Source organism: Pseudomonas sp. TE31087, assembly GCF_057284075.1.
Genome location: NZ_JBXVNN010000001.1, coordinates 1,486,574 through 1,510,630, shown reverse-complemented (window position 1 = coordinate 1,510,630; position 24,057 = coordinate 1,486,574). Strand labels below are relative to the sequence as shown.

Here is a 24,057-nt window from a genome sequence, read left to right as displayed (position 1 = left end):
TCATTGCCTGGGCGAATGGACCTGCACCCGGGCATGGGCAATATCAATTGGCGGCTCGCCAGTCGAGGGCGTACCACACCCAACAGGCCATCCAGTACAGAGAGGGTCGTACCATGTCGTTGATTGGCGTTTCAATGCTTGAGATGCGGCAGATGATCGAACAGGCCTGCCTGCCTGACCGCTGCGAGGTGAGCTGCCCGGACGGCGAACACCTTACCATTCGCCTGGGCCAGGGACAGAGCCTGGACGACTGCCTGACCGTGACCGGTGTGCCGATTGCCGAGCTGAACAGCTGCCATGACCTGCTGGGCCTGGTGGCAAGGGTCAAGGCGCAGCGCAAGGCCCCGGCCACCGTGCGCAAGGTCAGCGCCTGAGGTCATAAAAGCTCGAGCAGCAGGTTGATGCCACCGTCACCGCATTTGACATGCTCGCGGACCACGCCGCGATAGTTGCGTCCTTCCCAGGCGAAGGCGACGCTGTGGGCTTTCTCGACCTTGCCCGGCAGCGGCGGCTCGATATGCAGGCGCAGTGCCGGGCGGCCTTGCAGACTGAGGGCCGCCAACTGCACCTGGCACTCGGCGCGCTGGGCCACCCGGCCGAACAGGGTGTCGCGGACAAAGTCCAGTTCCAGAAGGACGCAGGGGGCGCGGCAGGGCATCTTCATGGTGGCTTTCCGGCGAAAGAGGCATACCTCGAACGTTGGAAGCTTAAAAGCGCAAGACGTTCAAATTATTTCAGCCTGTGCCTGTTGCCAGGCGCCTGCCTGTAGGAGCGGCCTTGCCGAGGCGTCGGACCGGCCGGAACGGGGCGCAGAACGGCTCCTGGGTCCAAGCGTTGATGCATCAATTGCCGGGGCTGCTTCGCAGCCCTTTCGCGGCACAAGGCCGCTCCTACAGGCCAGGCATGGACGGCGCGCCGAGAATCTCCAGCACCTTATCGCGCAGTTGATCAATGCTGAACGGCTTGCCGATCAGGTGCATGCCCTCGGGCACGGTGAAACTCTCGGCATAGCCGCTGGCGAACAGCACCGGCAGCAGTGGCCGGGCCTCGCGGGCCTTGGCGGCCAGTTCCTCGCCGCGCAGGTCGGGCAGGCCGACGTCGGTCATCAACAGTGCCAGGGACTGCTCGGGATCCTCGATGATCTTCAGGGCCGCGCCGGCGCTGTCGGCCTCGGTAGTGGTGTAGCCCAGTTCGCCGAGCACTTCGACTATCAGCATGCGTACGATGTCGTCGTCTTCGACTACCAGAAGGTGCATTGTGCGGATCCTGTTTCGGTGGATTGTCTCTACTCTGTGCGCAAGGCGGTGGCAGAAGTTCCCAAGCTTAACGGCACCGGCAAATAGATGGAACGATTGCCGCAGACAGGCTTCAAATACTGGCTAAATGCCCTGCCAGATCCGCCAAAGCTGGTTAGACTCGCTGTATTCCCCCGGTCGGTCTGGCGCAGGGCAACCCTTACACGATGTAGACGCCAGTCTGTTCAATGGACTTTTTTCACTCGGGCACTTTCAGATGATTCAAGCAGCCTCGATGGACCAACGCAGCTTTCGCAAACTGCTGAGCCGTAACGTCGGCCTGCCCCTGGGCGTAGGGCTCCTGGGCGCCGTGGCGTTTGTCGCGGTGATCAACTACCTGCTCTCGGCCATGCAGTGGGTCGAGCACACCGACCGGGTGATCGGCAATGCCAACGAGACGATCAAGCTGTCGATCGACATGGAAACCGGCATGCGCGGCTACCTGCTGACTGGCGAGGAGCGTTTCCTCGACCCCTATGAGGTCGCCAAGCCGCGTATTTTCGGCAGCCTGGACAGTTTGAAGGAAATGGTCGCGGACAACCCCCAGCAGGTCGACCGCATTGACCGCATCGCGGCCTTGCAGCGCGAGTGGAATACCTTCGGTAACGAGATGATCAGCCAGCGCCGCAGCCAGGGCGACGTGCAGGCGTCGATTGGCCGTGGCCGCGGCAAGCGCCTGACCGACGAGATCCGCAAGGAGTTCGACACCTTCATCAACACCGAGCAGCAACTGCGTACGACCCGCAACGAGACGGTCAGCACGGTCACCATGACCGCGATCTCGGCCTTTGTGCTGTTCATCGTCGCCCTGAGTGCCTTGCTTGCCTACCTGGGGCGCCGCGACCTGCTGGCGCTATCGGCCAGCTATGTGTCGAACCTGGAGGCCCAGCAGCGCGCCGCCGAGCGCCTGGAGCAACAGGCCTGGCTGCGGGCCGGGCAGACCCAGCTGGCCGAGCAGGTGCTGGGGCAGCTGACCTTGCCCATGCTCGGCGACAATATCCTGCGTTTCTTCGCCGGCTATCTGGGCAGCGTGGTCGGCGCGTTGTACGTGCGCGACGAGCATGGCCAGCTGGTGCGGGTCGCCACCTATGGGCTGGACACCGAGCAGCAGGGCAGCGAGCCGCGTCTGGGCGATCATGCCGGCCTGTTGGGCGAAGCGGTGATCCAGAGGCGCCTGCTGCGCCTGGACGAACTGCCCGAGGATTACTACCGCCTGAGCTCTGGCCTGGGGCGCGGCCTGCCACGCAGCGGCGTGCTGGTGCCGTCCCAGGACGACGGGCGGGTCAACGGCGTACTGGAGCTGGGCTTCCTGCGCACGCTGCAGGAGCGCGACGTCGAACTGCTGGAGCGGATCACCGAGAACCTGGGCATCTCCATCGAGAGCGCACGCTACCGCCAGCGCCTGCAGGAAGTACTGGCCGAGACCCAGCAGCTCAACGAAGAGCTGCAGGTGCAGCAGGAAGAGCTCAAGACCGCCAACGAAGAGCTCGAGGAGCAATCGCGGGTGCTCAAGGAGTCCCAGGCCCACCTGGAGACCCAGCAGGCGGAACTGGAGCAGACCAACGAACAGCTGGCCGAGCGCACCGAGGCCCTGGATCGCAAGAACAGCGAGCTGAACCAGGCCCAGGTCGAGCTGCAGGCCCGCGCCGACGACCTGCAGCGTTCGAGCAAGTACAAGTCCGAGTTCCTCGCCAACATGTCCCATGAGCTGCGCACGCCGCTCAACAGCTCGCTGATCCTGGCCAAGCTCTTGTCCGAGAACGCCGAAGGCAACCTCAGCGAGGAGCAGGTCAAGTTCGCCGAGTCGATCTACTCGGCCGGCAACGACCTGCTGAACCTGATCAACGATATCCTCGACATCGCCAAGGTCGAGGCCGGCAAGCTGGAGGTGCGCGCCGAGAGCACGCCGCTGGAGCGCCTGGTCGAAGGGCTGCGGGGCATGTTCCAGCCGCTGGCCCAGGACAAGGGCCTGGCCTTCGAGGTGAAACTCGAGCAGCCGTTGCCGGCGAGCCTGTTCACCGACCGCCAGCGCCTGGAGCAGATCCTCAAGAACCTGCTGTCCAACGCCATCAAGTTCACCGAGCGCGGCCAGGTCAGCCTGGGCATCAGCCACCAGGCCGGCCTGGGCATCGTCTTTGCCGTGCGCGACACCGGTATCGGCATTGCCGCCGACCAGCAGCAGGCGATCTTCGGCGCCTTCCACCAGGTCGACGGCACCAGTAACCGCCGCTACGGCGGCACCGGTCTGGGCCTGTCGATTTCCCGCGACCTGGCGCACCTGCTGGGCGGGCAGATCAATGTTGACAGCAGCCCGGGGCAGGGTAGCGTGTTCAGCCTGATCCTGCCCGAGCACTTCGAGCCGTCGGCGCAGCAGGTAGAGGTGCACAGCCTGCGCCCGGCGGTCGACGAACTGCCGCCAGCGCCGCCGGTACCGGCGCCGGTGCGCACCGAGCGCCCGGCCCCGGCCTTTGCCGACGACCGCGCCCAGGCGCCGTTCGCCAACCGCTGCATCCTGGTGATCGAGGACGAGCCGAACTTCGCCCGCATCCTCTTCGACCTGGCCCACGAGCTGGGCTACAGCTGCCTGGTCGCCCATGCCGCCGACGAAGGCTTCGAGCTGGCCGCCCAGTACCTGCCCGACGCCATCCTGCTGGACATGCGCCTGCCCGACCATTCCGGGCTCACCGTGCTGCAGCGCCTGAAAGAGCAGGCCGGCACCCGGCACATCCCGGTGCACATCATTTCGGTGGAAGATCGCGTCGAGGCGGCCATGCACATGGGCGCGGTGGGCTACGCGGTCAAACCCACCAGCCGCGAGGAGCTCAAGGCGGTGTTCGGCCGCCTGGAGGCCAAGCTCACGCAGAAGCTCAAGCACATCCTGCTGGTGGAGGACGATGACCTGCAGCGCGAGAGCATCGCCCGCCTGATCGGTGACGACGATATCCAGATCACCGCCGTGGCCATGGCCCAGGACGCCCTGGCGCTGCTGCGCGAGAACATCTACGACTGCATGATCATCGACCTCAAGCTGCCCGACATGCTCGGCAACGAGCTGCTCAAGCGCATGACCGCCGAGGACATCCGCAGCTTCCCGCCAGTGATCGTCTACACCGGGCGCAACCTCACCCGCGAGGAAGAGGCCGACCTGCTCAAGTATTCGCGCTCGATCATCATCAAGGGCGCGCGTTCGCCCGAGCGCCTGCTCGACGAAGTCACGCTGTTCCTGCACAAGGTCGAGTCGCAGCTGTCCAACGAACGCCAGCGCATGCTCAAGACCGCGCGCAGCCGCGACAAGGTGTTCGAGGGGCGCAAGGTCCTGCTGGTGGACGACGATGTGCGCAACATCTTTGCCCTCACCAGCGCCCTGGAGCACAAGGGCGCCATCGTCGAGATCGGCCGCAACGGGCGCGAAGCCATCGAGTGCCTGGAGGCCAACGATGACATCGACCTGGTGCTGATGGACGTGATGATGCCGGAGATGGACGGCTACGAGGCCACCCGCCTGATCCGTCAGCAGCCGCGCTGGCGCAAGCTGCCGATCATCGCCGTGACCGCCAAGGCGATGAAGGATGACCAGCAGCGCTGCCTGCAGGCCGGGGCCAACGACTACCTGGCCAAACCGATCGACCTGGACCGCCTGTTCTCGCTGATCCGGGTCTGGCTGCCGCAATTGGAGCGAATCTGAAATCTTGACCAGTGAACGCAACACCGATATCGAGATCCGGCTGCTGATCGAGGCGATCTACCTCAAGTACAGCTACGATTTTCGCGATTACTCCGGCGCCTCGATCAAGCGCCGGATCCTCCACGCCGTGCGCCAGTTCGACTGCCGCACGGTGTCGGCGCTGCAGGAGCGGGTGCTGCACGACCCGGGCATGTTCCTCGAGCTGCTGCAGTACCTGACGATCCCGGTCAGCGAGATGTTCCGCGACCCCGGGCATTTCCTTGCGCTGCGCAACGAAGTGGTGCCGCTGCTGCGCACCTGGCCGTCGCTGAAGCTCTGGATCGCCGGCTGCAGCACCGGCGAGGAGGTATACTCCATGGCCATCCTGCTGCGCGAGGAAGGCCTGCTGGAGCGCACCATCCTCTACGCCACGGACATCAACCCGCATTCGCTGGAGCGCGCCAAACAGGGCATCTACTCGATGCAGAGCATGCGCGAGTACGAGGAGAACTACCGCAAGGCCGGTGGCCGGCGGGATTTCTCCGAGTACTACACCGCCGCCTACGGTAACGCCATCATGGACAGCAGCCTGCGCGACAACGTGACCTTCGCCGACCACAGCCTGGCCACCGACAGCGTGTTCTCCGAGACCCAGCTGGTGTCGTGCCGCAACGTGCTGATCTACTTCAACAAGGACCTGCAGGACCGCGCCCTGGGCCTGTTCCACGAGTCGCTGTGCCACCGCGGCTTCCTGGTGCTGGGCAGCAAGGAGTCGGTGGATTTCTCGGCCTACAGTGAAGGCTTCGAGCCGCTGGTGCGGCCCGAGCGGATCTACCGCAAGACATGAACGGCGTGCGCGCGATCGTCATCGGCGCCTCGGCGGGCGGCGTCACGGCGCTGTTCAGCGTGCTTGGCGCGCTACCGGCGGACTTCGCCATCCCGGTGTTGTGCCTGCTGCACCTGCCGGACGACCGCCACAGCCAGCTCGCCGAAGTGCTGCAGCGGCGCCTGCGCCGGCCGGTGCGCGAAGCCTTCGACAAGGCGCGGATCGAGCCAGGGCTGATCTACGTGGCGGGGCCGGGCTATCACTTGTCGGTCGAGCGCGACCTCAGCTTCTCGCTCAGCCAGGAAGCGCCGGTGCATTTCTCGCGCCCGGCAATCGATTTTCTCTTCGAGTCGGCCGCCGATGCCTATGGCCCGGGCCTGCTCGGCGTGCTGCTCACCGGCGCCAACGAAGACGGCGCCCGGGGGCTGTTGCGCATCAGACAAAGCGGTGGCCGGACGGTTGTCCAGGACCCCCGCGACGCACAGGTGGCGTTGATGCCGGAGGCCGCCCTGGCCCTGCACGACCCTGACCATATTCTTTCCCTTGGCGGTATCGGGCAGTTGCTCGCTACCCTGGAACCCAGCGCATGCTAAGCCACATTACCGCGAAACTGCTGATCGTCGACGACCTGCCGGAGAACCTGCTGGCCCTCGACGCCCTGATCCAGGGCGAGGACCGCGAGGTGCACCAGGCGCAGTCCGCCGAGCAGGCGTTGTCGCTGCTGCTCGAGCACGAGTTCGCCCTGGCCATTCTCGATGTACAGATGCCGGGCATGAACGGCTTCGAGCTGGCCGAGCTGATGCGCGGCACGGAAAAGACCCGCAGCATCCCCATCGTCTTCGTCAGCGCCGCCGGGCGCGAAATGAACTACGCCTTCAAGGGCTACGAGAGCGGCGCCGTGGACTTCCTGCACAAGCCGCTGGAAACCCTGGCGGTGAAGAGCAAGGTGTCGGTGTTCGTCGATCTGTTCCGCCAGCGCAAGGCCCTCGACCGCCAGTTGCAGGCCCTGGAGCAGAGCCGCCAGGAGCAAGAGCTGCTGCTGGCCCAGTTGCAGGTGGCGCGGGGCGAGCTGGAGCACGCGGTGCGCATGCGTGACGACTTCATGTCGATTGTCTCCCATGAGGTGCGCACGCCGCTCAACGGGCTGATCCTGGAAACCCAGCTGCGCCGCCTGCACCTGTCCCGCGGCAACCTGGCGGCGTTCAGCGAGGACAAGCTCAAGGCCATGGTCGAGCGCGACGAGCGCCAGATCAACAGCCTGATCCGCCTGGTCGAGGACATGCTCGATGTATCGCGGATCCGTACCGGCAAGCTGTCGATCCGCCCGCGGACCTTCGACCTTGGGCAACTGGTGCGGGGCCTGGTGGAGAACTTCGCCACCCAGGCCGGCGCCGTGGACACGCCGCTCGAACTGCAGCGCTGCGACCCCTTGCAGGGCGACTGGGACGAGTTCCGCATTGAACAAGTGGTGGCCAACCTGTTGTCCAATGCCTTGCGCTATGGTGAGCGCAAACCGGTCCAGGTGCGGGTGTTCGAAGCGGGCGAGATGGCCTGCGTGCAGGTGCAGGACCATGGCATCGGTATCGATGCGCAACACCTGCAGCGGATCTTCCAGCAATTCGAGCGCGTCGCCGCGCAGCAGGCCACGGGCGGGCTGGGCCTGGGCCTGTACATCTCCGAGCAGATCGTCCTGGCCCATGGCGGGCGGATCCAGGTCGACAGCCAGGCCGGCATCGGCTCGACCTTCACCGTGTATCTGCCGCTGTCGGCACAGTCGCAACATTGTGACCCGGCCCGCGCAACCTCTGCGTAGTGCTGGGGTCTGATGGCCAACCTGTTGAATGCGAAGGCGTTGTCATGAGTGAAGATGCACAAGACGTGGTACTGGTGGTCGAGGATGAACCGGCGATCCGCATGATCCTGCGCGATTACCTGGCCGGCGAGGGCTACCACGTGCTGGTGGCCGAGGACGGCGAGGAGGCGTTCGCGATCCTGGCGAGCAAGCCGCACCTGGACCTGATGGTCACCGATTTCCGCCTGCCAGGCGGGATTTCCGGGGTGGAAATCGCCGAGCCTGCTGTGAAGCTGCGCCCGGACCTGAAGGTGATCTTCATCAGTGGCTACCCGGCCGAGATCGTCGAGTCGGGCAGCCCGATCGCGCGCAAGGCGCCGATCCTGGCCAAGCCTTTCGACCTCGACACGCTCCACGAGCAGATCCAGACGCTGTTGCGCTAGGCGCATGCGAACCGGCCAGTTTTCCAGGCCGGTGGTTGCTTTTATCGCCGTTCGCGTGCTCTCAATGAGGTCACCGATTCGCCACCGACGCCCCAGTTGTCGGTGGGCACTTCCTCGATCACCACGAAAGTGCTCGCCGGCGGCTTGTTCAGGACCTTTTCCAGCAGGCGGGTGGTGCCTTCGATCAGTTGACGCTTGTGTTCGGCCGTGACGCCTTCATCGGTCACGCGGATATGGACATAAGGCATGTGCGTCGCTCCAGGTTCAGTGCCAGGTACCGGCGGTGCTGCCACCGTCGACGGGGAGGATGACGCCGCTGACGAAACGGGCATCGGTCAGGTACAGCACGGCGTCCACCACATCCTCTGGCTTGCCGGTGCGACCGCTTGGCGACAGTGCGCCGAGCCCTTCGGTGTGGCCGCTGTGCAGCGGCGTGTCGATGATGCCTGGGGCCACGGCGTTGACCTGCACGCCGCTCGCTGCCAGCTCCAGGGCCAGGCCCTTGACCGCCTGGTTCAGCCCGCCCTTGACCAGCACCGGCAGCAGCGCCGGGACGCGGGTGTCCGGTTGCAGGGCCACCGAGGCGGTGATGGCGACGATATGCCCGTGCCCCTGGGCCTTCATGATTTTCGCCGCGGCCTGGGCAGGGTAGAAGAAGCCCTTGAGGTTGGTGCCGACCAGCGCATCGACGTCTGCCTCGGTGTAGTCGGTCACGGGCTTTGGAATGAAGATGCCGGCGTTGTTGACCAGGATATCAACCCGGCCAAAGGCTTCCTGGGCGGCGGCGAATAGCCGCTCGGCGGTGGCTTTTTCGGCGATGTCGCCCGCCACGCCGATAAAGGCGGCCGGATTTCCCAGGCGCGCTGCGGCTTCGTCCAGGCGAGCCTGGGTGCGGGCGTTGCCGACCACGTTATCGCCACGCTTGAGGTAGGCCTGTGCCAGGGCGAAGCCCAGGCCGCTGGAGGCGCCGGTGATGATGACGGTTCTTGCGTTGCTCATGGGAAACTCTCCGGTAATGCGAGCCGTTGCTCGGGTGTGGAGTCACTTTAAGTTGCAATCTCGGCTTGAAAAATGAGGCGCAGGGCATTTCAATCGATACATCATGTAATTAATAGAGCCCGCCATGACCCGCCATTTCGATGACCTGCAACTGGGCAGCCTGGAGTTGTTCTGCCTTGCCGCCGATGCCGGCAGCTTTACCGAGGCGGCCACCCTGGCAGGGGTCACCCCCGCGGCGGTGAGCCGCTCGGTGGCGCGCCTGGAGGAGCGTCTGGGCGTGCGCCTGTTCGTGCGCACCACCCGGCAGATGCGCCTGAGCGAGGCCGGCCAGGCCTATTACCTGCACTGCCGCCAGGCACTGGGGCAGTTGGTCGAGGCCGAGCGCCAAGTCACCGGTGGCCAGCTCGAGCCCGCTGGCCGCCTGCGCATCAGCGCACCTACGCCCTATGCCCATCACCGCCTGTTGCCACTGCTGCCGCGTTTTCGCCAGCGCTATCCAGGGGTGCAGGTAGATGTGCATGTCAGCAATCGCAACGTCGATTTCGCCGAGGAGCACTTTGATCTGGCGATCCGTGGCCGCGCGCCTGCCGATTCGCGGTTGGTGGCCCGGCGCCTGGAGGACGCCGAGCTGGTGGTGGTCGCCACCCCCGGCTACCTGGCCCGGACCGGTACGCCACAGACCCTGGAGGATCTGGCTGGGCACGAGTGCATCCAGTTCGAGCTGCCCAGCAGCGGCAGGCGTCCGCCCTGGAGCTTTCGCCGTGACGGGCTGTTGGTCGAGCTCGAGACCCAGGGCGCGCTGACTTGCCTGGGCGATTTCCTCGCCACCACGACCCTGGTGCGCCATGGGGGCGGCCTGATGCAGGCGTACCGCTTTACCGTGCAGGATGCGCTGGACAGTGGCGAACTGGTGGAGGTGCTGGCCGGGCATGGCGGGACGTCGCGGCCGTTCATGCTGGTGTATCCGCAAGCCCGGTACATGCCGTTGAAGGTGCGGGTGTTCATCGACTTCCTGATCGGCGAGGTTGCACGACCGTTGGGCTGAAGCACCGTCGGGCATGCACGGGCGGACTAAGCTCTGTTCTGCGTCGATTTCCCAGGAGAACACGCCATGAAATCCATGACACTGCTAGCGATCACCTGCGTACTGAGTTTCGCCGCCCAAGCCGAGGATGGCCCGGCGACCAATTGCGATGCCAAGATCAACGATCTGGAGTACATCAGCAAGACCGATGGCCAGGCACTGCATGGCGGCATGGCCCATGACTATCACGAGCTGCTCAAGGAGGCCAAGGACGCCCGGGACAAAGGCGACATGGCCAAGTGCCAAGCCTCGGCCGACCGCGCCAAGACCATCTACAACAAGGCGCGGGGCAAGTAACGGTCTATGATTGCGCGGCCAGCTCCCACAGGTGCTACTCCAACCTGTAGGAGCGGCCTTGCCGGGGCGCCGGACCGGCCGGAAAGGGCCGCAAAGCGGCCCCGGCGATCTTTGCAAGAACGCTGAAATACTGGGGCTGCTTCGCAGCCCTTTCGCGGCACAAGGCCGCTCCTACAGAGATCGCGTCAGTTGAAAAAACTCAGCAAGACCGTTTCTCCCACAGGCAATGCGGTTGGGCCCTCAGGCGCTCTGGTGTAAGCTCTGCGGACCTTTCCACGAGACCGCCGCATGAACTTGCCCAGCCCGCGCCTCGACAGCCTGCTCACCGGCTGTGCCCGGCCGTTTACCCGCCCGGGTTCGCACAGTGCCATCGACAAGCAGCCTCGCCAAGGGCCTCTGGCAGTGACCTTCCTCGGTATCGCCGGCGACGAACAGGGTGATCTGCGGGTACACGGTGGTGTCGAGAAAGCCATCCACCATTACCCCCGCGATCACTATCCCGACTGGACTGCCGAACTGGGCGAGCATCCCTTGCTGGACCGGCCCGGCGCCTTCGGCGAAAACTTCAGCAGCACCGGCTGGCGCGAGGCCGATGTCTGCCTGGGCGACCGGATCCGCGTCGGCACGGCGTTGCTGGAAATCTCCCAGGGGCGCATGCCGTGCTGGAAGCTCAACGACCGCTTCGACGTGGCGCAGATGGCGTTGCGGGTGCAACAGAGCGGGCGAACCGGTTGGTACTACCGGGTGCTGGAGGAGGGCGTGATCGAGGCCGGCGATGCCCTGCAACTGGTCGAGCGCCCGCACGGCGAATGGTCGGTGGCGCGGCTTTCGGCGGTGCTGTTCGACAAGCGCCTGGAACCCGACCTCTTGCGCGAGTGCCTGGTGCTGCCGCTGGTGCCGAACTGGCGCCGGACCCTGGAGAAGCGCCTGGAGCAACATCAGGTCGAAGACTGGACCTCGCGGCTGCAGGGCCGCAGCGAAGGCTGAGCGGCATCGCGTACAACGTTATCAATACAAGGAAAGCCCCATGGCCTTCGAACTGGATGATCGGCTGGTCATCGGTGTCGCCTCCAGTGCGGTGTTTGACCTCAGTGAATCGGACGCGGTGTTCCGTCGAGAGGGCGAGGCACAGTACCGCAAATACCAGGAGCAGCACCTGGACGTGCCGTTGGGAAAAGGCATTGCCTATCCCTTCATCAAGCGCCTGCTGGCCCTCAACGACCTGCGCGGCGATCCCGAGGACCCGCTGGTGGAGGTGGTGCTGTTGTCGCAGAACGACCCGGACACCGGCATGCGGGTGATGAAGACCATCGGCCATTACGGCCTGAACATGACCCGGGCGATCTTCACCCAGGGCCGCTCGCCGTACGAGTACATCCCGGCGCTGAACATCGCCCTGTTCCTCTCCGCTGACAAGCAGCACGTCGATGCCGCGATCAAGGCCGGTTATCCGGCAGGGCAGGTGCTGGATTCGAAGTTCGATGACGACGAAAGCGACGACAACCTGCGCATCGCCTTTGACTTCGACGGCGTGCTGGCCGGGGACGAGTCGGAGGCGGTGATGCAGTCAGGCGGGCTGGACAGCTTTCACGCCCATGAGGTGATCAACGTCACCCAGCCGCACAACCCTGGCCCGCTCAAGGAGTTCTTCGTGCGCATCGCCCGCATCCAGGCGGCCGAGGAACAGCACAAGCTGACCCATCCGGGCTACGAGAACCGCCTGCGGGTATCGATTGTCACGGCGCGCAACGCGCCCTCCCATGAACGAGCGCTCAACACCCTGAAAAGCTGGGGGGTGATGGCCAACGATGCGTTCTTCCTCGGCGGCATCGAGAAGCGACGGGTGCTTCAGGTGCTCAAGCCGCACATCTTCTTCGACGACCAGTCGGGGCACTTGAAGAGCACCAGCACCGTGGCGCCGTCGGTGCACATCCCGTTCGGGGTTACCAACCGGGCGCGCTGAGCAGGCAGGGGCCGCATGGGCGGCCCCGGGCTTCTTGAGCTCAGTGATCCGCCAAACCGTCATCCTGCGACAGTAGCGCCCGGGCCAGTTCCTCGTCACTGGCCTGCAGCCCGGGATTGGCCTGGCGTACATGGGCCAGCGCCGACTCCAGGTAAGCCCCGCGAATGGCACCACCACTGGCGACGAAGGCCGACAGTTCGTCACGGGCCGGAATGATCCGTTTGTCGTCCTTGAAGGTCGAGTACAGCGATGCGGAGATCCCCGCCGAGGTGGCGACATCCCCGGCATCGACGCGGGCCAGGGCGAAACCTGCGGGGAGCAGGAGCAGCAGTGCGGGAACGAGCAGTAAATGGCGCATGGCGAGTCCTCCGGAAAGGTGATGCCCAAGGGAGTTACTGCATGATGTTAAGAGCGCAAAGGGTCGCCGGGAGTTCCACTCCCCACAATCGCCATGATGGGCAGTGGAAAAGGACAGGATCAAGGAGAGGCGCAAGCGAATATCGTTGAATGGCAAGCGACAGTAGCGCGCACAGTCGTTGCGGGTCTAGGATCTGTTCGTTTGACAGACGTTCAACAATCAAAGGACGCTGATACCCATGGCCGAATACACGCTCCACTGCTTTGCCGAATCCGGCAACGCCTACAAGGTCGCATTGATGCTGGAACTCACCGGCCAGGACTGGGCGCCGGAGTTCGTCGATTTCTTCCACGGCCAGACCCGTGGCCAGGACTGGCGTGATGCGGTCAATGAACAGGGCGAGGTGCCCGTGCTGGAGCACGCCGGGGAGAAGCTCACCCAGTCGGCGCTGATCCTCGACTACCTGGCCGAGCGCACCGGCCGCTTCGGCCCGCGTGACGATCATGAGAAGCGCGAGATCTGGCGCTGGATGCTGTTCGACAACCACAAGTTCACCAGCTACTACGCGGCCTTGCGTTTCATCTATTGCCTGAAGAGCATGGGCGAGTCGGATGTCACCCGCTTCTTGCGCGAGCGGGCCAAGGCGGCCTACCAGATCGTCGATGCGCACCTGGCAAACACGCCGTTCATGGTGGGTGGGCGGCTGACCATTGCCGACCTGTCCCTGGCGGGATATGTGTACATGCCTGAAGACACGGGGTTGGCGCTGGAGGAGTTCCGCCATATCGAAGCCTGGAAGGCGCGTATCCAGGCGGTTCCAGGCTGGAAGCACCCCTACGACCTGATGCCGCGGGCGGCCGGCTGAGGCAGCCCTGCACGTTCAGCAGTAGGCGTGACGACGTACCGCAGCACGGATCGCGACAGCGCACGTGGCGTTCGGCCATTTCTCGTGCACACTGTGTAAGGCCACGTTGTCAGTGGCGTAATCCATAGTACGAGGAACGCAATGAACGGACGTTGTCTGGGCGTGTCTGTGTTGTTGTCGTTCGCCCTGGCGGCGGTGCCCAAGATCAGCGTCGCCGCTGACGCCTGCCAGCACCTCACCGCCACCGGCAATCCTGAATACCCCCCTTACCTCTGGCGTGACCCGCAGGACCCCGAGCGCCTTATCGGTGCCAATGCCGACCTGCTCAAGCAGGTGGCCAAGGAGCTCGGCCTGGTGGTGGACGTGGTGTATGTCGGGCCCTGGTCGAGGGCCCAGGAAGAGGTGAGCAGCGGGCGCGTCGACATGCTTGCCGGGTATTTCCACACCCAGGCGCGGGAACTGCTGGTGGATTTCGTCAATCCGCCATTCCTGTTCAACTCCAGTGTGGTCTGGGTGCGCAAGGGCGAGGGCTTCGCCTACAGCGACTGGTCCGACCTCAAGGGCCGGCGCGGCGGGACGCTGGTCAACAACAGCCACGGCCAGGCCTTCGACGACTACGCAAGGGCGCAACTCAACCTCGAGGCCGTGCCCAGTGTCACTCAGGCCTTCCAGAAGCTGCTGCTCAAGCGCAGCGACTATGTGATCTTCGAGCACTATCCCGGGCTGGCCCTGGCTCGCACGCTGGGCAAGGAGCAGGCGCTTGAGGTGCTCGAACCGCCAGTCTCCAGCGAAGGGTTGTACCTGGCGTTGTCGCACAAGTCCGGCTGCAACAAGCCGGCGCTGCGCGAGCAGCTGGCGCGCAAGATGAAGGCGCTGGTTGCAGGCCCGTTGCCCGAGCAACTGGTGGCAGAAAACCTGCAACGCTGGCAACGCCAGCAGACCGGCCAATAGGTTTTGCGTCATTTGCGCGAGTGCCGTCCAGTGCCTTTGATCTAAGGCGCGCCAGCCTATGGCCTATGCTGTTGCGGCGAATCACATCCCTGTTTCCCTAGCGAAGGTGTTCATCCATGAGCAAGCCAACGGTCGTATTGGTACACGGTTTCTGGGGCGGTGCCGCCCATTGGGGCAAGGTGATCGTCGAGCTGGCGCGCAAGGGCATCACGCAAGTCCGCGCCGTGGAGCTGCCGCTGACCTCCCTGGCGGACGACGCCGAGCGCACGCGCAAGATGGTGGCGCAGGTCGGCGGACCGGTGCTGCTGGTCGGCCACTCCTATGGCGGGGCGGTGATCACCCAGGCGGGCAACCAGGCCAATGTAACGGGGCTGGTCTACATCGCGGCCTTCGCACCCGATGCGGGTGAAAGCCCGGGCGGATTGACCCAGCAGCATCCACCGCTGGCGGCAGCGAACCTGGCGCCGGACAGCGACGGCTACCTGTGGATCAAACCCGACAAATTCCACGAGAGTTTCTGCCAGGACCTGTCGGCGGATGAGGCGCTGGTCATGGCAGTGACGCAGAAGGCGCCGCTGGCGAGCACCTTTGGCGACACCATCGTTGATCCGGCGTGGAAGCACAAACCGTCGTGGTACCAGGTCTCCAGCCAGGATCACATGATCGCGCCGGCCAACCAGCAGATGATGTCGGCGCGGTTGAAGGCGCGCAAGGTCATCACCCTGGATGCCAGCCACGCGTCGCTGGCCTCGCGGGCCAAGGAAGTCGCCGCGCTGATCGAAGAGGCGCTGGGCTAGCTCAGCCTTTGCACTTGGCCACGACGACCTGGCAGGTATGCGGCGTGCCGCCCGACCTGCCAGCGTAGCGCACGCAGCTGGCCAGCGACTTCTTGCTGGCCATGGCGAGGGTGGGGCCGAAGGCCAGGCCACCCTCGCCACTGCTGGGCAGGGCCTTGGCATAGCAAGCGGAGCCTTGTGCTGCGTAGCGGGTGGTGGCGTGTTTGCTCGAACAGCCTGCGCTCAGGGACAGTGAGGCGGCAAGCAGGGTGAGCAGCACTACCTGCCTGGGGCGGGTGGCCATGGCGAGCTCCTGGGGCGGCGTGGTTTCAGGGTGTTGGCCTGTTTAGATTAGCTGGAGTCGCTTCGCCTGGCTTGGGTTTCGTCGTGACGCTATCACGGGGCAAGCCCGCTCCCACGCCATCTTCCAGGTCATTCAGGCATGTTTCACAGCGTGGGAGCGGGCTTGCCCCGCGATGAGGTCCGAGACGACAAGTGGCAATATGCCTTCAATTGCTGGGGAACGCGCTCTAGCCCAGTCCCTGCGGCGCCTCCGGTCAATCATTGGATCCACTCAGACCCACGAAAACCCCGTGCGTTTCGCCAAAGCTTGAGTACAATTATCGGCTTTTCCCGGGCCGTCCTTCGGCCTGTTCCTGGAAGTGCGAATGCTGATCGGTAGTTACTCCTCCTCGCTGGTGTTGATTTCGCTGTGCGTGGCCATCCTTGCCTCCTATACGGCCCTGGACCTTACCGGGCGCATCGCCACGGCCAAGGGGCGGGCGGTGTACCTGTGGATGGGTGGCGGGGCGTTCGCCATGGGCATCGGCATCTGGTCGATGCATTTCATCGGCATGCTGGCGTTCAGCCTGCCGATCGAGCTGGGCTATGACACCGCCCTGACGGCCTTGTCGCTGCTGATCGCGGTGGCCTCCTCGGGCTTTGCCCTGTGGCTGGTGAGCCAGCCGAAGCTGCCGTGGTTGCAGCTGGCGTTCGGCGCCTTGATCATGGGCACCGGCATCGCCTGCATGCACTACATGGGCATGGCCGCGCTGCGCATGCAGCCGGGTATCGACTACGACCCGACGCTGTTCGGCGCGTCGCTGGCCATCGCGGTGGGGGCGTCGGCGGCGGCGCTGTGGATTGCCTTCCGCCTGCGCCAGCACACGCCCTATGTGCGCCAGATCCGCGGCGTCGCGGCAGTGGTGATGGGCATCGCCATCGTCGGCATGCACTACACCGGCATGGCCGCGGCCAACTTCCCGGCGGGCAGCTTCTGTGGTGCGTTGGCCACGGGCCTGGCCGGCGACGGCCTGGACTACCTGGTATTGATCACCACCCTGGCGGTGCTGGCGGTGGCCCTGCTCACCTCGGTGCTGGACGCCCGCCTGGAAGCGCGCACGGCGGAGCTGGCACGCTCGCTGACCCTGGCCAACCAGGAGCTGACCCAACTGGCCCTGCACGACACCCTGACCGGGTTGCCCAACCGCACGCTGCTGGCCGACCGTATCGACCAGGCCATGGGCCGGGTGGCGGAGCAGGGCGGCTGCTTCGCCCTGATGTTCATCGACCTGGACGGTTTCAAACCGGTCAACGACGCCTTCGGCCACCATGTCGGCGACCTGCTGCTCAAGGCCGTGGCGGCGCGCCTGCGCGGCCATCTGCACAGCCAGGACACCCTGGCGCGGATCGGCGGCGACGAGTTCGTGTTGCTGGTGGAGCTGGAAGAGCCGGACGACGCCATGAATGTCGCGGTCAAGCAGGTCAACCTGATGGCCAGGCCGTTCCGCGTGGCCGAGCACGACCTGCAACTGTCGGCAAGCCTGGGCATCGTGATGTACCCGGGCAATGGCCTGGACCAGCACGAGCTGCTGCGCAACGCCGACGCGGCCATGTACCACGCCAAGAGCGCCGGCAAGAACGGCTACAGCTTCTTCGACGCCTCGATGAACAGCAACGCGCGCCAGCAACTGCAATTGCTGCAGGATCTGCGCACGGCCCTGGAGCACCAGCAGTTCCGCCTGCACTACCAGCCCAAGTTCGACGCCGTGCAGCGCCAGCCCATCGGCGCCGAGGCCCTGCTGCGCTGGGAGCACCCGCTACATGGCCTGATGCTGCCGGACCGTTTCATCGGCCTGGCCGAGAAGACCGGGTTGATCATTCCGATCGGCGAGTGGGTACTGGGCGAAGCCTGTCGGCAGATGCGCCAGTGGCTGGATGAGGGCAACGACGACTGGCGTATCGCGGTCAACCTGTCGGCCATTCAGTTCTGCCATGCCGGACTGGTCGACAACGTGGCCCAGGCGTTGAGTGATAATGGCCTGCCGGCCAACCGCCTGACCCTGGAAATCACCGAAACCACCGCCATGCGCGATGCCGACGCCAGCCTGCATGTGCTGCAGCGCCTGTCGGACATGGGCGTGGATTTGTCCATCGACGATTTCGGCACCGGCTACTCCAGCCTGATGTACCTCAAGCGCCTGCCGGCCAACGAGCTGAAGATCGACCGCGGCTTCGTGCGTGACCTGGAGCAGGACAGCGACGATGCGGCGATCGTCTCGGCCATCGTCGCCCTGGGCCAGGCACTGGGCTTGCGGATTGTCGCCGAAGGCGTGGAGACCGACCGCCAACAGGACTTCCTGACCCGGCTGGGTTGCGACTCGCTGCAGGGCTACCTGCTTGGCCAGCCGGTGCCGCCCGAGCAGTTCATGAAGGGGTTGCAGGCGTTGAAAGCGCGTCAGGAACAGGCAATTTAGACAGCGCTGCGCATGGGGCCGGCCAGCAGGTCGAAGGTTTCCATCTCGGCCTCCACCGCCTCGATGATCCGCTCGACATCGGCGGCGGGCATGATGGTGGCGCAGGGAATGCCGGCGATCGCCAGAAGGGTTTCGCCAGTGGCCCGGTCGAACAGCCGGGCGACCATGCTGCGCGGGGCATCCATGCTGGCCTCGAAACCCAGCGGATGGAAATGCCAGCGCATCACCTGGCAGGCGTTGGGGAACGTCATCTTGTTCATGCCAGCCTCCTTGTTCGTATCCTGAACGCGGTGATTGCGTAGCGGTAATACTGTGGCCGTCCTGGCCGTCGGGACTCTAACCATAGCACCTGCCATGGCAGTGTTCGCCGGAAAATATGGCAGATGTACTAATGCATGACGGCGGTCACAGTCCTGTCACGATGAACGGTGGGTGCTCGTTGGCTGGGCAAACGTTTTCCCCGTGGGTGGACGGCTGGCAGCGAGGGTTGCTCTGCTATGTTTATCTGCAGCGCTTTTCGGACCAACGGTGCCGGCCGGCAGACAGGGAGACAGTCATGCGTTATTCCACGCTCACCCAACGTATTGCCGGCCATGCAGTCGCCGCCTGGGACATTCACTACCAGGCCCTGGAGCAGCGCCGACAGGGGCGAGAGATTATGCTGCTGTCGGTGGGCGACCCCGATTTCGACACTCCGGCCCCGGTGGTCGAGGCCGCCGTGGCCAGCCTGCGCCGCGGCGACACCCATTACAGCGATGTGCGCGGCAGCCTCGCCCTGCGTGAGGCGGTGGTGCGCCATAGCCAACTGCCCCTCGATCCGGTGCAGGTGGTGGTGACCGCAGGGGCACAGTGCGGTCTGTTTGCGACCTTCCAGTGCCTGTTCGAACCCGGCGACGAGGTGATCGTCGCCGAACCCATGTACGTGACCTATCACGGCGTGTTCGGTGCCTGCGGTGCACGGGCCGTGCAGGTCGCGGTGCGGCCGGAACAGGGGTTTCGCCTGGATCCTGCGGCGGTGGCCAGGGCGATCACCCCGCGCACCCGGGGCCTGCTGCTCAACAGTCCGCACAATCCGACGGGCGCGGTGATCGACCAGGCCGACCTGGAGCGCCTGGCGCAGTTATGCCGGGAGCATGACCTGTGGTTGGTCTGCGACGATGTCTACCAGTCATTGCTGTACGACGGTGAGGCGCCCAGTCCGTTGAGCCTCCCGGGCATGGCCGAGCGCTGCGTGTCGATCGGCAGCCTGTCCAAGTCCCATGCCATGAGTGGCTGGCGGGTCGGCTGGGTGATCGGGCCGCCGCTGTTCGCCAGGCACCTCGGTACCCTGGTCATGAGCATGCTGTTCGGCCTGCCGGAGTTCGTCATGCATGCTGCCTGCGTGGCCCTGGATCAGGCAGGGGATGACGTGCGGCGGATGCGCGAGATCTACCGGCAGCGGCGTGACCGGGTATGCGCGGTGCTGGAGGGCTGTCCTGGCATTCATGCCCATCGGCCGGCCGGTGGCATGTTCGTGATGCTCGATATCCGCGGCAGCGGGCTCGGCGCCCAGGCGTTCGCCCAGCGCCTGCTGGACGAGGAGGGCGTGGCGTTGCTGCCGGGGGATGGTTTCGGACCGAGTGCGGCGGGGCACCTGCGCCTGGGGCTGGTGCTGGAGGCCGACGTGCTGGAGCAGGTGTGCCGGCGGATCGCCGCCTGCGCGCTGCGGGTGCTAGCCGAGCAGTCCGGCGGCGATGTTGATGGTAAAGCCGAGGATCGCCGTGTTGAACACGAAACCTACCAGTGAGTGGGCCAGCACCACCCGGCGCATGGCTCGGCCGGCGACACCGATGTCCGAGGTCTGCACGGCGACGTTGATGGTGAACGAGAAGTAGTGGAAGTCCCAGTAGTCCGGGTTGCGTTCGCCGTCGGCAAAGCGCAGGGGCGGCTCATGGCGGTCGCCGGTGTAGAACAGCCGGGCGTAGTGCAGGCTGAAGATGCAGCCGATCAGCAGCCATGAGCCGGCCACGGTCAGCCCGGTGTACAGGTAGTGCAGGGCCAGGGCGCCGCCCTCCAGGCCGCGGCTGGACACCAGTTGCAGGGTGACGGCGGCCAGGCTGGCGATGGCCGAGACGCAGACGGTGATCAGCACCAGGCCGGCGTTTTCATCCTCGATCCGGGCGACCTTGCGCACCCGCTCGGCATTGGCCCGCAGGCTCAGCCACAGGACCATGGCCAGGTACAGCCAGACGCCGAGGTTCCAGCCGGCGAGGATATGCTGCACGGTGTCGCCGGCGGGGATCAGCCAGCCACCGAGCAGGCCGGCCAGGGTGGCGATACTGAGACGGGGGTGGGTGCGGGTGAGGTGGTGGAAGGCCATGCGGTCCCTTGGCGGATGGGCGTGGGTTGAACTGTAGACCAGATGCGCCCCTATCGCGGGGCAAGCCCGCTCCCACGCAACTCATTCCATGCGCGCAGCCCATACAGGTCGTTCAGCCCGGCATGCCATCCACTCGCGCTCGCAGCAGGATAGGCAGGTAGTGCCAAAGGAACAGCAGCAGCGCGGCGCTGCCGAACAGCACCGACAACCCCAGCCCCAGCGCCGTGAACGGCACCACCACGACCCGGGCCAGCGCCGCCAGCTGGATCAGCGCGAACGCCCAGCCAATGCTGCGCGGCACCGCCAGCGGCCGCCCGGTATGCCCCAGGCTGACCCGGGCCATCATCGCCACGATCAGTCCGGTCATGGCGCCGACCGTCAGGGCGTGGGCGGCCAGGCTCGGATTGATCGCCAACCCGGCATGCCACAGCGCCAGGCCCAGGCAGGCCGGGATCAGCCAGGCGTAGGCCAGGTGCAGTGACCACAGCAGCGGCACCCGCCACAGGCCACGGTCATGCCACAGCGCCAGGCGCACGCCGTGCAGCACCGCCAGGGCGGCGAACAGCGCGGCCATCAGTGGCTGCGGCGCATCGTTGAAGCCCAGTACGTAGGTGAGCGGCAGCGCCACGCTGCCCAGCAGGCTGGCACGATCCAGCCAGGGCCGGGCCGGCGCCGGGCTCATGTTGCCCAGGCCGCGATGGGTGAAGAAAGGGATCACCCGCCCGCCGATCACGCTCATCATCGCCGCCACCAGCCACAGCCCGGCCAGCACACCGCGGCGTTGCCACACCTCGTTGCCCAGCAGCCCGCCGGCCAGGGTCAGCCACTGGCAGGCGGCGATCAGCAGCACCAGGACCACGATGGGGTAGTTGTTGCGCAGCCGCCGCTGGATGATCGGTCGGGCCAGGGCCAGCGCCACCAGGGGCAGGAAGGCGCCTTCGATGAGGACCAGCAGCCAGGCCGGCAAGGGCAGGAACCAACTGATCCGGCCCAGCAGCCAGAGCAGGAACAGCCCCTGCAGCGGCCGGCCGCTCAGGCCCGGGATGCCGCTCCAGTTCTGTACGGCGGTAAGCAGAAAACCGGCGACAACGGCCACCGCGAAGCCGAACAGCATTTCATGGCGGTGCCAGGCGAGCATGCCGCCGGCCGGGTCGAGCTGGAACGCGCCGGCCAGCACGCCGGCCCACAGCAGCAGGGCGAGCAGGGCGAACAGGCTGCCGCCGAGGAAGAACGGACGAAAACCCAGGGCCCAGAGGGCCTGGCGTGGGCGAGCGGTGATCGGCTGGACGAGCATGGCGGGGACCTTGGTTCGATCGGAGCGGTTGAATGGGGTACCATCACGAACCATGCCAGCGTTCAAAGGCCTTGAATATCAAGGTGATGGCACTGTGTGAAGTCATTATGACTCTTTTTGTTTGTAGTCTTTTTGACCTTGATCAGGGTCGAAACGACTCGCTTTGCGCCGTCTTGCGCCGCCGAGCATTCGGCTTTGCTACAGGATCCCCGCTGTGACCGACCTCCTGCGCAATCCGCTGCTGCAGTACCTTGCCCGCCTGGCCCCGTCCAGCCAGCTGACCATGCGCTACATCCTGCAGGATGCCGCCGACCGCCTGGGCTTCGCCGATGGCGATATCGCCGAGGTGCCCTGGCACCGTCTCGAGCCCGGCCATGTGATCGCCCTGGTCGCGGCGTTACGCGCGGATGGCTACGCGCCCAATACCTCATCGCTGTACGTCAATGCCGTGCGCGGGGTGATGAACGAGGCCTGGCGCCAGGGGCTGATCGACCACGAGCAGTTGCTGATGATCCGCGAGGTCAAGCCAGCCAGCGGCAGCCGCCTGCCGCCGGGGCGCAACCTGCGGCGTAACCTGATTCGTGAACTGATGGATGTCTGCGCCGCCGACCCGCGCCCCCAGGGCGTGCGCGACGCGGCGATCCTGGCGCTGCTCTACGGCACCGGCATGCGCAAGTCGGAATCGGTGGACGTCGACCTGGACCAGGTGGACTTCCAGGAGCGCAGCGTGCAGGTGCTGGCCAAGGGCAACCGCCAGTTGCTCAAGTACGCCCCGGCCTGGGCCTTCGACAAGCTGCAGGCCTGGCTCGACCTGCGCCGCGAGCACCTGCCCGCCGGCGAGCGCGACGACAGCTTCCTGTTCAACCGCATCCGCCGCGGCAGCCATATCACCCGTGCGCGCATCACCAAACACGCGATCTACTACATCGCCCGCCAGCGCGGAGCGCAGGTGGGGGCGAAGATCATGCCCCATGATTTTCGCCGGGCGTTCATCACCCGGGTAATCGAGGAGCACGACCTGTCGATCGCGCAGAAGCTCGCGCACCATGCCAACATCCAGACCACGGCGAGCTATGACCGGCGCGATGACAACGAGCGGCGGCGGGCGGTGGAGCGCTTCGACTACTGAGAGGGATCGAGGGCGTCAGGACACCTCGGCATAGCGCAACACCCGGCCACGCCCCTGTTGCTTGGCCGCATACAGCGCCCGGTCGCCCATCGACAGCAGCCGCGACAGCTCGCCTTGCGCGGCCGGCTGGCTGACGATGCCGATGCTCACGCCCAGCAGCCCCGGCTCCAGCAGCGCCAGCCCGGAAAACCCGGCGCAGATCCGCTGTGCCACCTGTTCGCCCTCGGCTTCGCTGGCGCCACGCAGCAGGCAGGCGAACTCCTCGCCACCGATGCGCGCAAACAGGTCGTCCCGGCGCAGGTGACGAGCGGTTTCCCGGGCGAACGCCAGCAGCACTTCGTCCCCGACGGGGTGGCCGAAGCGGTCGTTGATGCGCTTGAAGTGGTCCAGGTCGCACAGCAGCAGCGCCACCGGTGCCTGGCCTGCCGCGCAGTCATGCAGCAAGCCTGCGCCGCGCTCCATGAACGCCCGGCGGTTGTCGATGCCGGTCAGCGGGTCGCTGTAGGCCGCGGCGCGGAGCATGATCTCGGCGCGTTCGCGGACCATCGCCAGGGTCACATAGGAGATGCCGATGGCGAACAGCATCGACTCGAACAGGATGAAGGCGAAGAAGCCCGGGCTGGCGCCGCCGCTGTTGATGGCGTGGTCGAGGGCGACACCGTCCTCGAGCAGCGTGCGCATCAGGTAGAGCGCTGCATGCAGGGTGGTCAGGATCAACGCCGGGGTATAGGACACCTGCAGGCGCACCCGTGGCCGCAGCAACTCGCCGATGCTCAGGCAGGTGTAACCCAGGGTCAGCAGCGAATACACTTTCACCCGCAGGCCGAGATCGCCGTAAAAACCCGGCCACAGGCTGAACAGCCCCCAGAACACGGCACCGGCCAGCAGCAGCGGCCAGTGCGGCTTGCGCCCGCCGAGCACGCGCATGGCCGTCCAGCCCAGCCCGGTGCCGACCAGCAGGACGATGTTGCCCAGCACCAGGGCCAGGTAGTCCATGTCAATGCCACGCAGGGCATTCAGGCTGACCCCCAGGGCCGAGAGCAGCAGCATCGCGCCCAGGTAGCCCAAGCTCGGATCGCTGGCGCAACGCCGCCAGGCGTGCAGGGTCAGGATGCCCGTAAGGGTCAGGATGAAAACGGCGACCAGGATCAGGGTCGGCAGGCTAAGCGGCACGATACAAGGGCTCAAAGGGCAAACCGGCGATGC

26 protein-coding genes are annotated in these 24,057 nt (G+C 65.6%); 16 read left to right on the top strand and 10 right to left on the bottom strand.

From position 1 onward, the window contains the following. Window positions 1-113 precede the first annotated feature (113 nt). On the top strand, window positions 114-374 hold the full coding sequence (locus ACZ899_RS06890; protein ID WP_203646791.1) for a DUF1652 domain-containing protein: 261 nt from the start codon (window positions 114-116) through the stop codon (window positions 372-374). Window positions 375-376: 2 nt separating this feature from the next. Here ACZ899_RS06890 and ACZ899_RS06885 read toward each other — a convergent pair whose 3' ends face one another. Both ACZ899_RS06885 and ACZ899_RS06880 read right to left on the bottom strand, forming a co-directional pair. Next, entirely contained in the window at window positions 377-664 is a 288-nt protein-coding gene (locus ACZ899_RS06885; RefSeq protein ID WP_186714385.1) for a hypothetical protein, read from the bottom strand. Window positions 665-890: 226 nt separating this feature from the next. After that, window positions 891-1,256, bottom strand: a complete 366-nt coding sequence (locus ACZ899_RS06880) for a response regulator (RefSeq protein WP_234561007.1) — start codon at window positions 1,254-1,256, stop codon at window positions 891-893. A gap of 256 nt (window positions 1,257-1,512) precedes the next feature. Here ACZ899_RS06880 and ACZ899_RS06875 point away from each other — a divergent pair, with 256 nt between their 5' ends. The 5 genes from ACZ899_RS06875 to ACZ899_RS06855 are packed head-to-tail and all read left to right on the top strand — an operon-like array spanning window position 1,513 to window position 8,020. Next, window positions 1,513-4,980, top strand: a complete 3,468-nt coding sequence (locus ACZ899_RS06875) for a response regulator (protein ID WP_232855193.1) — start codon at window positions 1,513-1,515, stop codon at window positions 4,978-4,980. A 4-nt stretch (window positions 4,981-4,984) separates the two neighbouring features. Next, entirely contained in the window at window positions 4,985-5,806 is an 822-nt protein-coding gene (locus ACZ899_RS06870) for a CheR family methyltransferase (protein ID WP_050705979.1), read from the top strand. Next, entirely contained in the window at window positions 5,803-6,378 is a 576-nt protein-coding gene (locus tag ACZ899_RS06865; protein WP_203646787.1) for a chemotaxis protein CheB, read from the top strand. The genes ACZ899_RS06870 and ACZ899_RS06865 overlap by 4 nt, the downstream gene beginning before the upstream one ends. After that, window positions 6,372-7,598 carry a hybrid sensor histidine kinase/response regulator gene (locus tag ACZ899_RS06860; protein WP_232855188.1) on the top strand — a complete coding sequence of 409 codons (1,227 nt, stop codon included), beginning with the start codon at window positions 6,372-6,374 and terminating at the stop codon, window positions 7,596-7,598. The genes ACZ899_RS06865 and ACZ899_RS06860 overlap by 7 nt, the downstream gene beginning before the upstream one ends. Before the next feature lie 44 nt (window positions 7,599-7,642). Next, window positions 7,643-8,020: a response regulator gene (locus tag ACZ899_RS06855; protein WP_203646783.1), complete on the top strand. Its 378-nt coding sequence runs from the start codon at window positions 7,643-7,645 to the stop codon at window positions 8,018-8,020. A 41-nt stretch (window positions 8,021-8,061) separates the two neighbouring features. On the opposite strand, the gene ACZ899_RS06850 is transcribed toward ACZ899_RS06855, so the two are convergent. Both ACZ899_RS06850 and ACZ899_RS06845 read right to left on the bottom strand, forming a co-directional pair. After that, complete coding sequence (locus tag ACZ899_RS06850) at window positions 8,062-8,268, bottom strand: tautomerase family protein (protein WP_203646781.1); 207 nt, start codon at window positions 8,266-8,268, stop codon at window positions 8,062-8,064. Window positions 8,269-8,284: 16 nt separating this feature from the next. Continuing rightward, the gene (locus ACZ899_RS06845) at window positions 8,285-9,019 is read right to left on the bottom strand and encodes an SDR family NAD(P)-dependent oxidoreductase (protein ID WP_232855186.1); all 735 of its coding nucleotides are present in this window, start codon (window positions 9,017-9,019) and stop codon (window positions 8,285-8,287) included. A 124-nt stretch (window positions 9,020-9,143) separates the two neighbouring features. On the opposite strand from ACZ899_RS06845, the gene ACZ899_RS06840 reads away from it, so the two are divergent. The 4 genes from ACZ899_RS06840 (at window position 9,144) to ACZ899_RS06825 (ending at window position 12,363) form a co-directional block, all read left to right on the top strand. Continuing rightward, a complete protein-coding gene (locus ACZ899_RS06840; protein WP_234561006.1) occupies window positions 9,144-10,064 on the top strand; it encodes a LysR family transcriptional regulator in 921 nt (306 codons plus the stop codon). Window positions 10,065-10,130: 66 nt separating this feature from the next. Continuing rightward, on the top strand, window positions 10,131-10,400 hold the full coding sequence (locus ACZ899_RS06835; RefSeq protein WP_234561005.1) for a hypothetical protein: 270 nt from the start codon (window positions 10,131-10,133) through the stop codon (window positions 10,398-10,400). 288 nt (window positions 10,401-10,688) lie between these two features. Then, a complete protein-coding gene (locus tag ACZ899_RS06830; RefSeq protein ID WP_234561004.1) occupies window positions 10,689-11,387 on the top strand; it encodes an MOSC domain-containing protein in 699 nt (232 codons plus the stop codon). A 40-nt stretch (window positions 11,388-11,427) separates the two neighbouring features. After that, on the top strand, window positions 11,428-12,363 hold the full coding sequence (locus tag ACZ899_RS06825; protein ID WP_234561003.1) for a 5'-nucleotidase: 936 nt from the start codon (window positions 11,428-11,430) through the stop codon (window positions 12,361-12,363). A 40-nt stretch (window positions 12,364-12,403) separates the two neighbouring features. Here ACZ899_RS06825 and ACZ899_RS06820 read toward each other — a convergent pair whose 3' ends face one another. Then, entirely contained in the window at window positions 12,404-12,721 is a 318-nt protein-coding gene (locus tag ACZ899_RS06820) for a DUF2388 domain-containing protein (RefSeq protein ID WP_232855179.1), read from the bottom strand. Window positions 12,722-12,959: 238 nt separating this feature from the next. Here ACZ899_RS06820 and ACZ899_RS06815 point away from each other — a divergent pair, with 238 nt between their 5' ends. The 3 genes from ACZ899_RS06815 to ACZ899_RS06805 all read left to right on the top strand — a co-directional run bounded on the left by ACZ899_RS06815 (window position 12,960) and on the right by ACZ899_RS06805 (window position 15,334). Beyond that, window positions 12,960-13,586 carry a glutathione S-transferase family protein gene (locus ACZ899_RS06815; RefSeq protein WP_234561002.1) on the top strand — a complete coding sequence of 209 codons (627 nt, stop codon included), beginning with the start codon at window positions 12,960-12,962 and terminating at the stop codon, window positions 13,584-13,586. A gap of 141 nt (window positions 13,587-13,727) precedes the next feature. Then, window positions 13,728-14,537, top strand: coding sequence for a substrate-binding periplasmic protein (locus ACZ899_RS06810; protein WP_234561001.1), 810 nt, complete (start codon window positions 13,728-13,730; stop codon window positions 14,535-14,537). A 116-nt stretch (window positions 14,538-14,653) separates the two neighbouring features. Further along, window positions 14,654-15,334: an alpha/beta hydrolase gene (locus ACZ899_RS06805; RefSeq protein ID WP_203646774.1), complete on the top strand. Its 681-nt coding sequence runs from the start codon at window positions 14,654-14,656 to the stop codon at window positions 15,332-15,334. 1 nt (window position 15,335) lies between these two features. Here the strand turns inward: ACZ899_RS06805 and ACZ899_RS06800 are convergent, their stop codons facing one another. Next, window positions 15,336-15,617: a hypothetical protein gene (locus tag ACZ899_RS06800; protein ID WP_234561000.1), complete on the bottom strand. Its 282-nt coding sequence runs from the start codon at window positions 15,615-15,617 to the stop codon at window positions 15,336-15,338. Window positions 15,618-15,981: 364 nt separating this feature from the next. On the opposite strand from ACZ899_RS06800, the gene ACZ899_RS06795 reads away from it, so the two are divergent. Next, complete coding sequence (locus ACZ899_RS06795) at window positions 15,982-18,069, top strand: putative bifunctional diguanylate cyclase/phosphodiesterase (protein WP_203646770.1); 2,088 nt, start codon at window positions 15,982-15,984, stop codon at window positions 18,067-18,069. Here the strand turns inward: ACZ899_RS06795 and ACZ899_RS06790 are convergent. Continuing rightward, complete coding sequence (locus ACZ899_RS06790) at window positions 18,066-18,329, bottom strand: DUF1652 domain-containing protein (RefSeq protein WP_186714368.1); 264 nt, start codon at window positions 18,327-18,329, stop codon at window positions 18,066-18,068. The two genes, ACZ899_RS06795 and ACZ899_RS06790, sit on opposite strands and share 4 nt — an antisense overlap. Before the next feature lie 296 nt (window positions 18,330-18,625). Here ACZ899_RS06790 and ACZ899_RS06785 point away from each other — a divergent pair, with 296 nt between their 5' ends. Next, a complete protein-coding gene (locus ACZ899_RS06785) occupies window positions 18,626-19,855 on the top strand; it encodes a pyridoxal phosphate-dependent aminotransferase (RefSeq protein ID WP_234560999.1) in 1,230 nt (409 codons plus the stop codon). On the opposite strand, the gene ACZ899_RS06780 is transcribed toward ACZ899_RS06785, so the two are convergent. Together ACZ899_RS06780 and ACZ899_RS06775 are read right to left on the bottom strand one after the other, a co-directional pair. Then, window positions 19,781-20,428 (bottom strand): DUF1345 domain-containing protein, encoded by a 648-nt coding sequence (locus ACZ899_RS06780; protein ID WP_062574194.1) that lies wholly within the window; start codon window positions 20,426-20,428, stop codon window positions 19,781-19,783. The two genes, ACZ899_RS06785 and ACZ899_RS06780, sit on opposite strands and share 75 nt — an antisense overlap. A 112-nt stretch (window positions 20,429-20,540) precedes the next feature. Beyond that, a complete protein-coding gene (locus tag ACZ899_RS06775) occupies window positions 20,541-21,722 on the bottom strand; it encodes an NnrS family protein (protein ID WP_234560998.1) in 1,182 nt (393 codons plus the stop codon). A gap of 214 nt (window positions 21,723-21,936) precedes the next feature. On the opposite strand from ACZ899_RS06775, the gene ACZ899_RS06770 reads away from it, so the two are divergent. Beyond that, window positions 21,937-22,851, top strand: a complete 915-nt coding sequence (locus ACZ899_RS06770; protein ID WP_234560997.1) for a site-specific integrase — start codon at window positions 21,937-21,939, stop codon at window positions 22,849-22,851. Between the two features lie 15 nt (window positions 22,852-22,866). On the opposite strand, the gene ACZ899_RS06765 is transcribed toward ACZ899_RS06770, so the two are convergent. After that, a complete protein-coding gene (locus tag ACZ899_RS06765) occupies window positions 22,867-24,024 on the bottom strand; it encodes a GGDEF domain-containing protein (protein WP_234560996.1) in 1,158 nt (385 codons plus the stop codon). Between the last annotated feature and the right edge of the window lie 33 nt (window positions 24,025-24,057).

What these genes read in the sequence shown, in the direction of transcription:
- ACZ899_RS06890 (WP_203646791.1), top strand. Translation starts at nt 114, where the DNA reads ATGTCGTTGATTGGCGTTTCAATGCTTGAGATGCGGCAGATGATCGAA.
- ACZ899_RS06885 (WP_186714385.1), bottom strand. Translation starts at nt 664, where the DNA reads ATGAAGATGCCCTGCCGCGCCCCCTGCGTCCTTCTGGAACTGGACTTT.
- ACZ899_RS06880 (WP_234561007.1), bottom strand. Translation starts at nt 1,256, where the DNA reads ATGCACCTTCTGGTAGTCGAAGACGACGACATCGTACGCATGCTGATA.
- ACZ899_RS06875 (WP_232855193.1), top strand. Translation starts at nt 1,513, where the DNA reads ATGATTCAAGCAGCCTCGATGGACCAACGCAGCTTTCGCAAACTGCTG.
- ACZ899_RS06865 (WP_203646787.1), top strand. Translation starts at nt 5,803, where the DNA reads ATGAACGGCGTGCGCGCGATCGTCATCGGCGCCTCGGCGGGCGGCGTC.
- ACZ899_RS06860 (WP_232855188.1), top strand. Translation starts at nt 6,372, where the DNA reads ATGCTAAGCCACATTACCGCGAAACTGCTGATCGTCGACGACCTGCCG.
- ACZ899_RS06855 (WP_203646783.1), top strand. Translation starts at nt 7,643, where the DNA reads ATGAGTGAAGATGCACAAGACGTGGTACTGGTGGTCGAGGATGAACCG.
- ACZ899_RS06850 (WP_203646781.1), bottom strand. Translation starts at nt 8,268, where the DNA reads ATGCCTTATGTCCATATCCGCGTGACCGATGAAGGCGTCACGGCCGAA.
- ACZ899_RS06845 (WP_232855186.1), bottom strand. Translation starts at nt 9,019, where the DNA reads ATGAGCAACGCAAGAACCGTCATCATCACCGGCGCCTCCAGCGGCCTG.
- ACZ899_RS06840 (WP_234561006.1), top strand. Translation starts at nt 9,144, where the DNA reads ATGACCCGCCATTTCGATGACCTGCAACTGGGCAGCCTGGAGTTGTTC.
- ACZ899_RS06835 (WP_234561005.1), top strand. Translation starts at nt 10,131, where the DNA reads ATGAAATCCATGACACTGCTAGCGATCACCTGCGTACTGAGTTTCGCC.
- ACZ899_RS06830 (WP_234561004.1), top strand. Translation starts at nt 10,689, where the DNA reads ATGAACTTGCCCAGCCCGCGCCTCGACAGCCTGCTCACCGGCTGTGCC.
- ACZ899_RS06825 (WP_234561003.1), top strand. Translation starts at nt 11,428, where the DNA reads ATGGCCTTCGAACTGGATGATCGGCTGGTCATCGGTGTCGCCTCCAGT.
- ACZ899_RS06820 (WP_232855179.1), bottom strand. Translation starts at nt 12,721, where the DNA reads ATGCGCCATTTACTGCTCGTTCCCGCACTGCTGCTCCTGCTCCCCGCA.
- ACZ899_RS06815 (WP_234561002.1), top strand. Translation starts at nt 12,960, where the DNA reads ATGGCCGAATACACGCTCCACTGCTTTGCCGAATCCGGCAACGCCTAC.
- ACZ899_RS06810 (WP_234561001.1), top strand. Translation starts at nt 13,728, where the DNA reads ATGAACGGACGTTGTCTGGGCGTGTCTGTGTTGTTGTCGTTCGCCCTG.
- ACZ899_RS06805 (WP_203646774.1), top strand. Translation starts at nt 14,654, where the DNA reads ATGAGCAAGCCAACGGTCGTATTGGTACACGGTTTCTGGGGCGGTGCC.
- ACZ899_RS06800 (WP_234561000.1), bottom strand. Translation starts at nt 15,617, where the DNA reads ATGGCCACCCGCCCCAGGCAGGTAGTGCTGCTCACCCTGCTTGCCGCC.
- ACZ899_RS06795 (WP_203646770.1), top strand. Translation starts at nt 15,982, where the DNA reads ATGCTGATCGGTAGTTACTCCTCCTCGCTGGTGTTGATTTCGCTGTGC.
- ACZ899_RS06790 (WP_186714368.1), bottom strand. Translation starts at nt 18,329, where the DNA reads ATGAACAAGATGACGTTCCCCAACGCCTGCCAGGTGATGCGCTGGCAT.
- ACZ899_RS06785 (WP_234560999.1), top strand. Translation starts at nt 18,626, where the DNA reads ATGCGTTATTCCACGCTCACCCAACGTATTGCCGGCCATGCAGTCGCC.
- ACZ899_RS06780 (WP_062574194.1), bottom strand. Translation starts at nt 20,428, where the DNA reads ATGGCCTTCCACCACCTCACCCGCACCCACCCCCGTCTCAGTATCGCC.
- ACZ899_RS06775 (WP_234560998.1), bottom strand. Translation starts at nt 21,722, where the DNA reads ATGCTCGTCCAGCCGATCACCGCTCGCCCACGCCAGGCCCTCTGGGCC.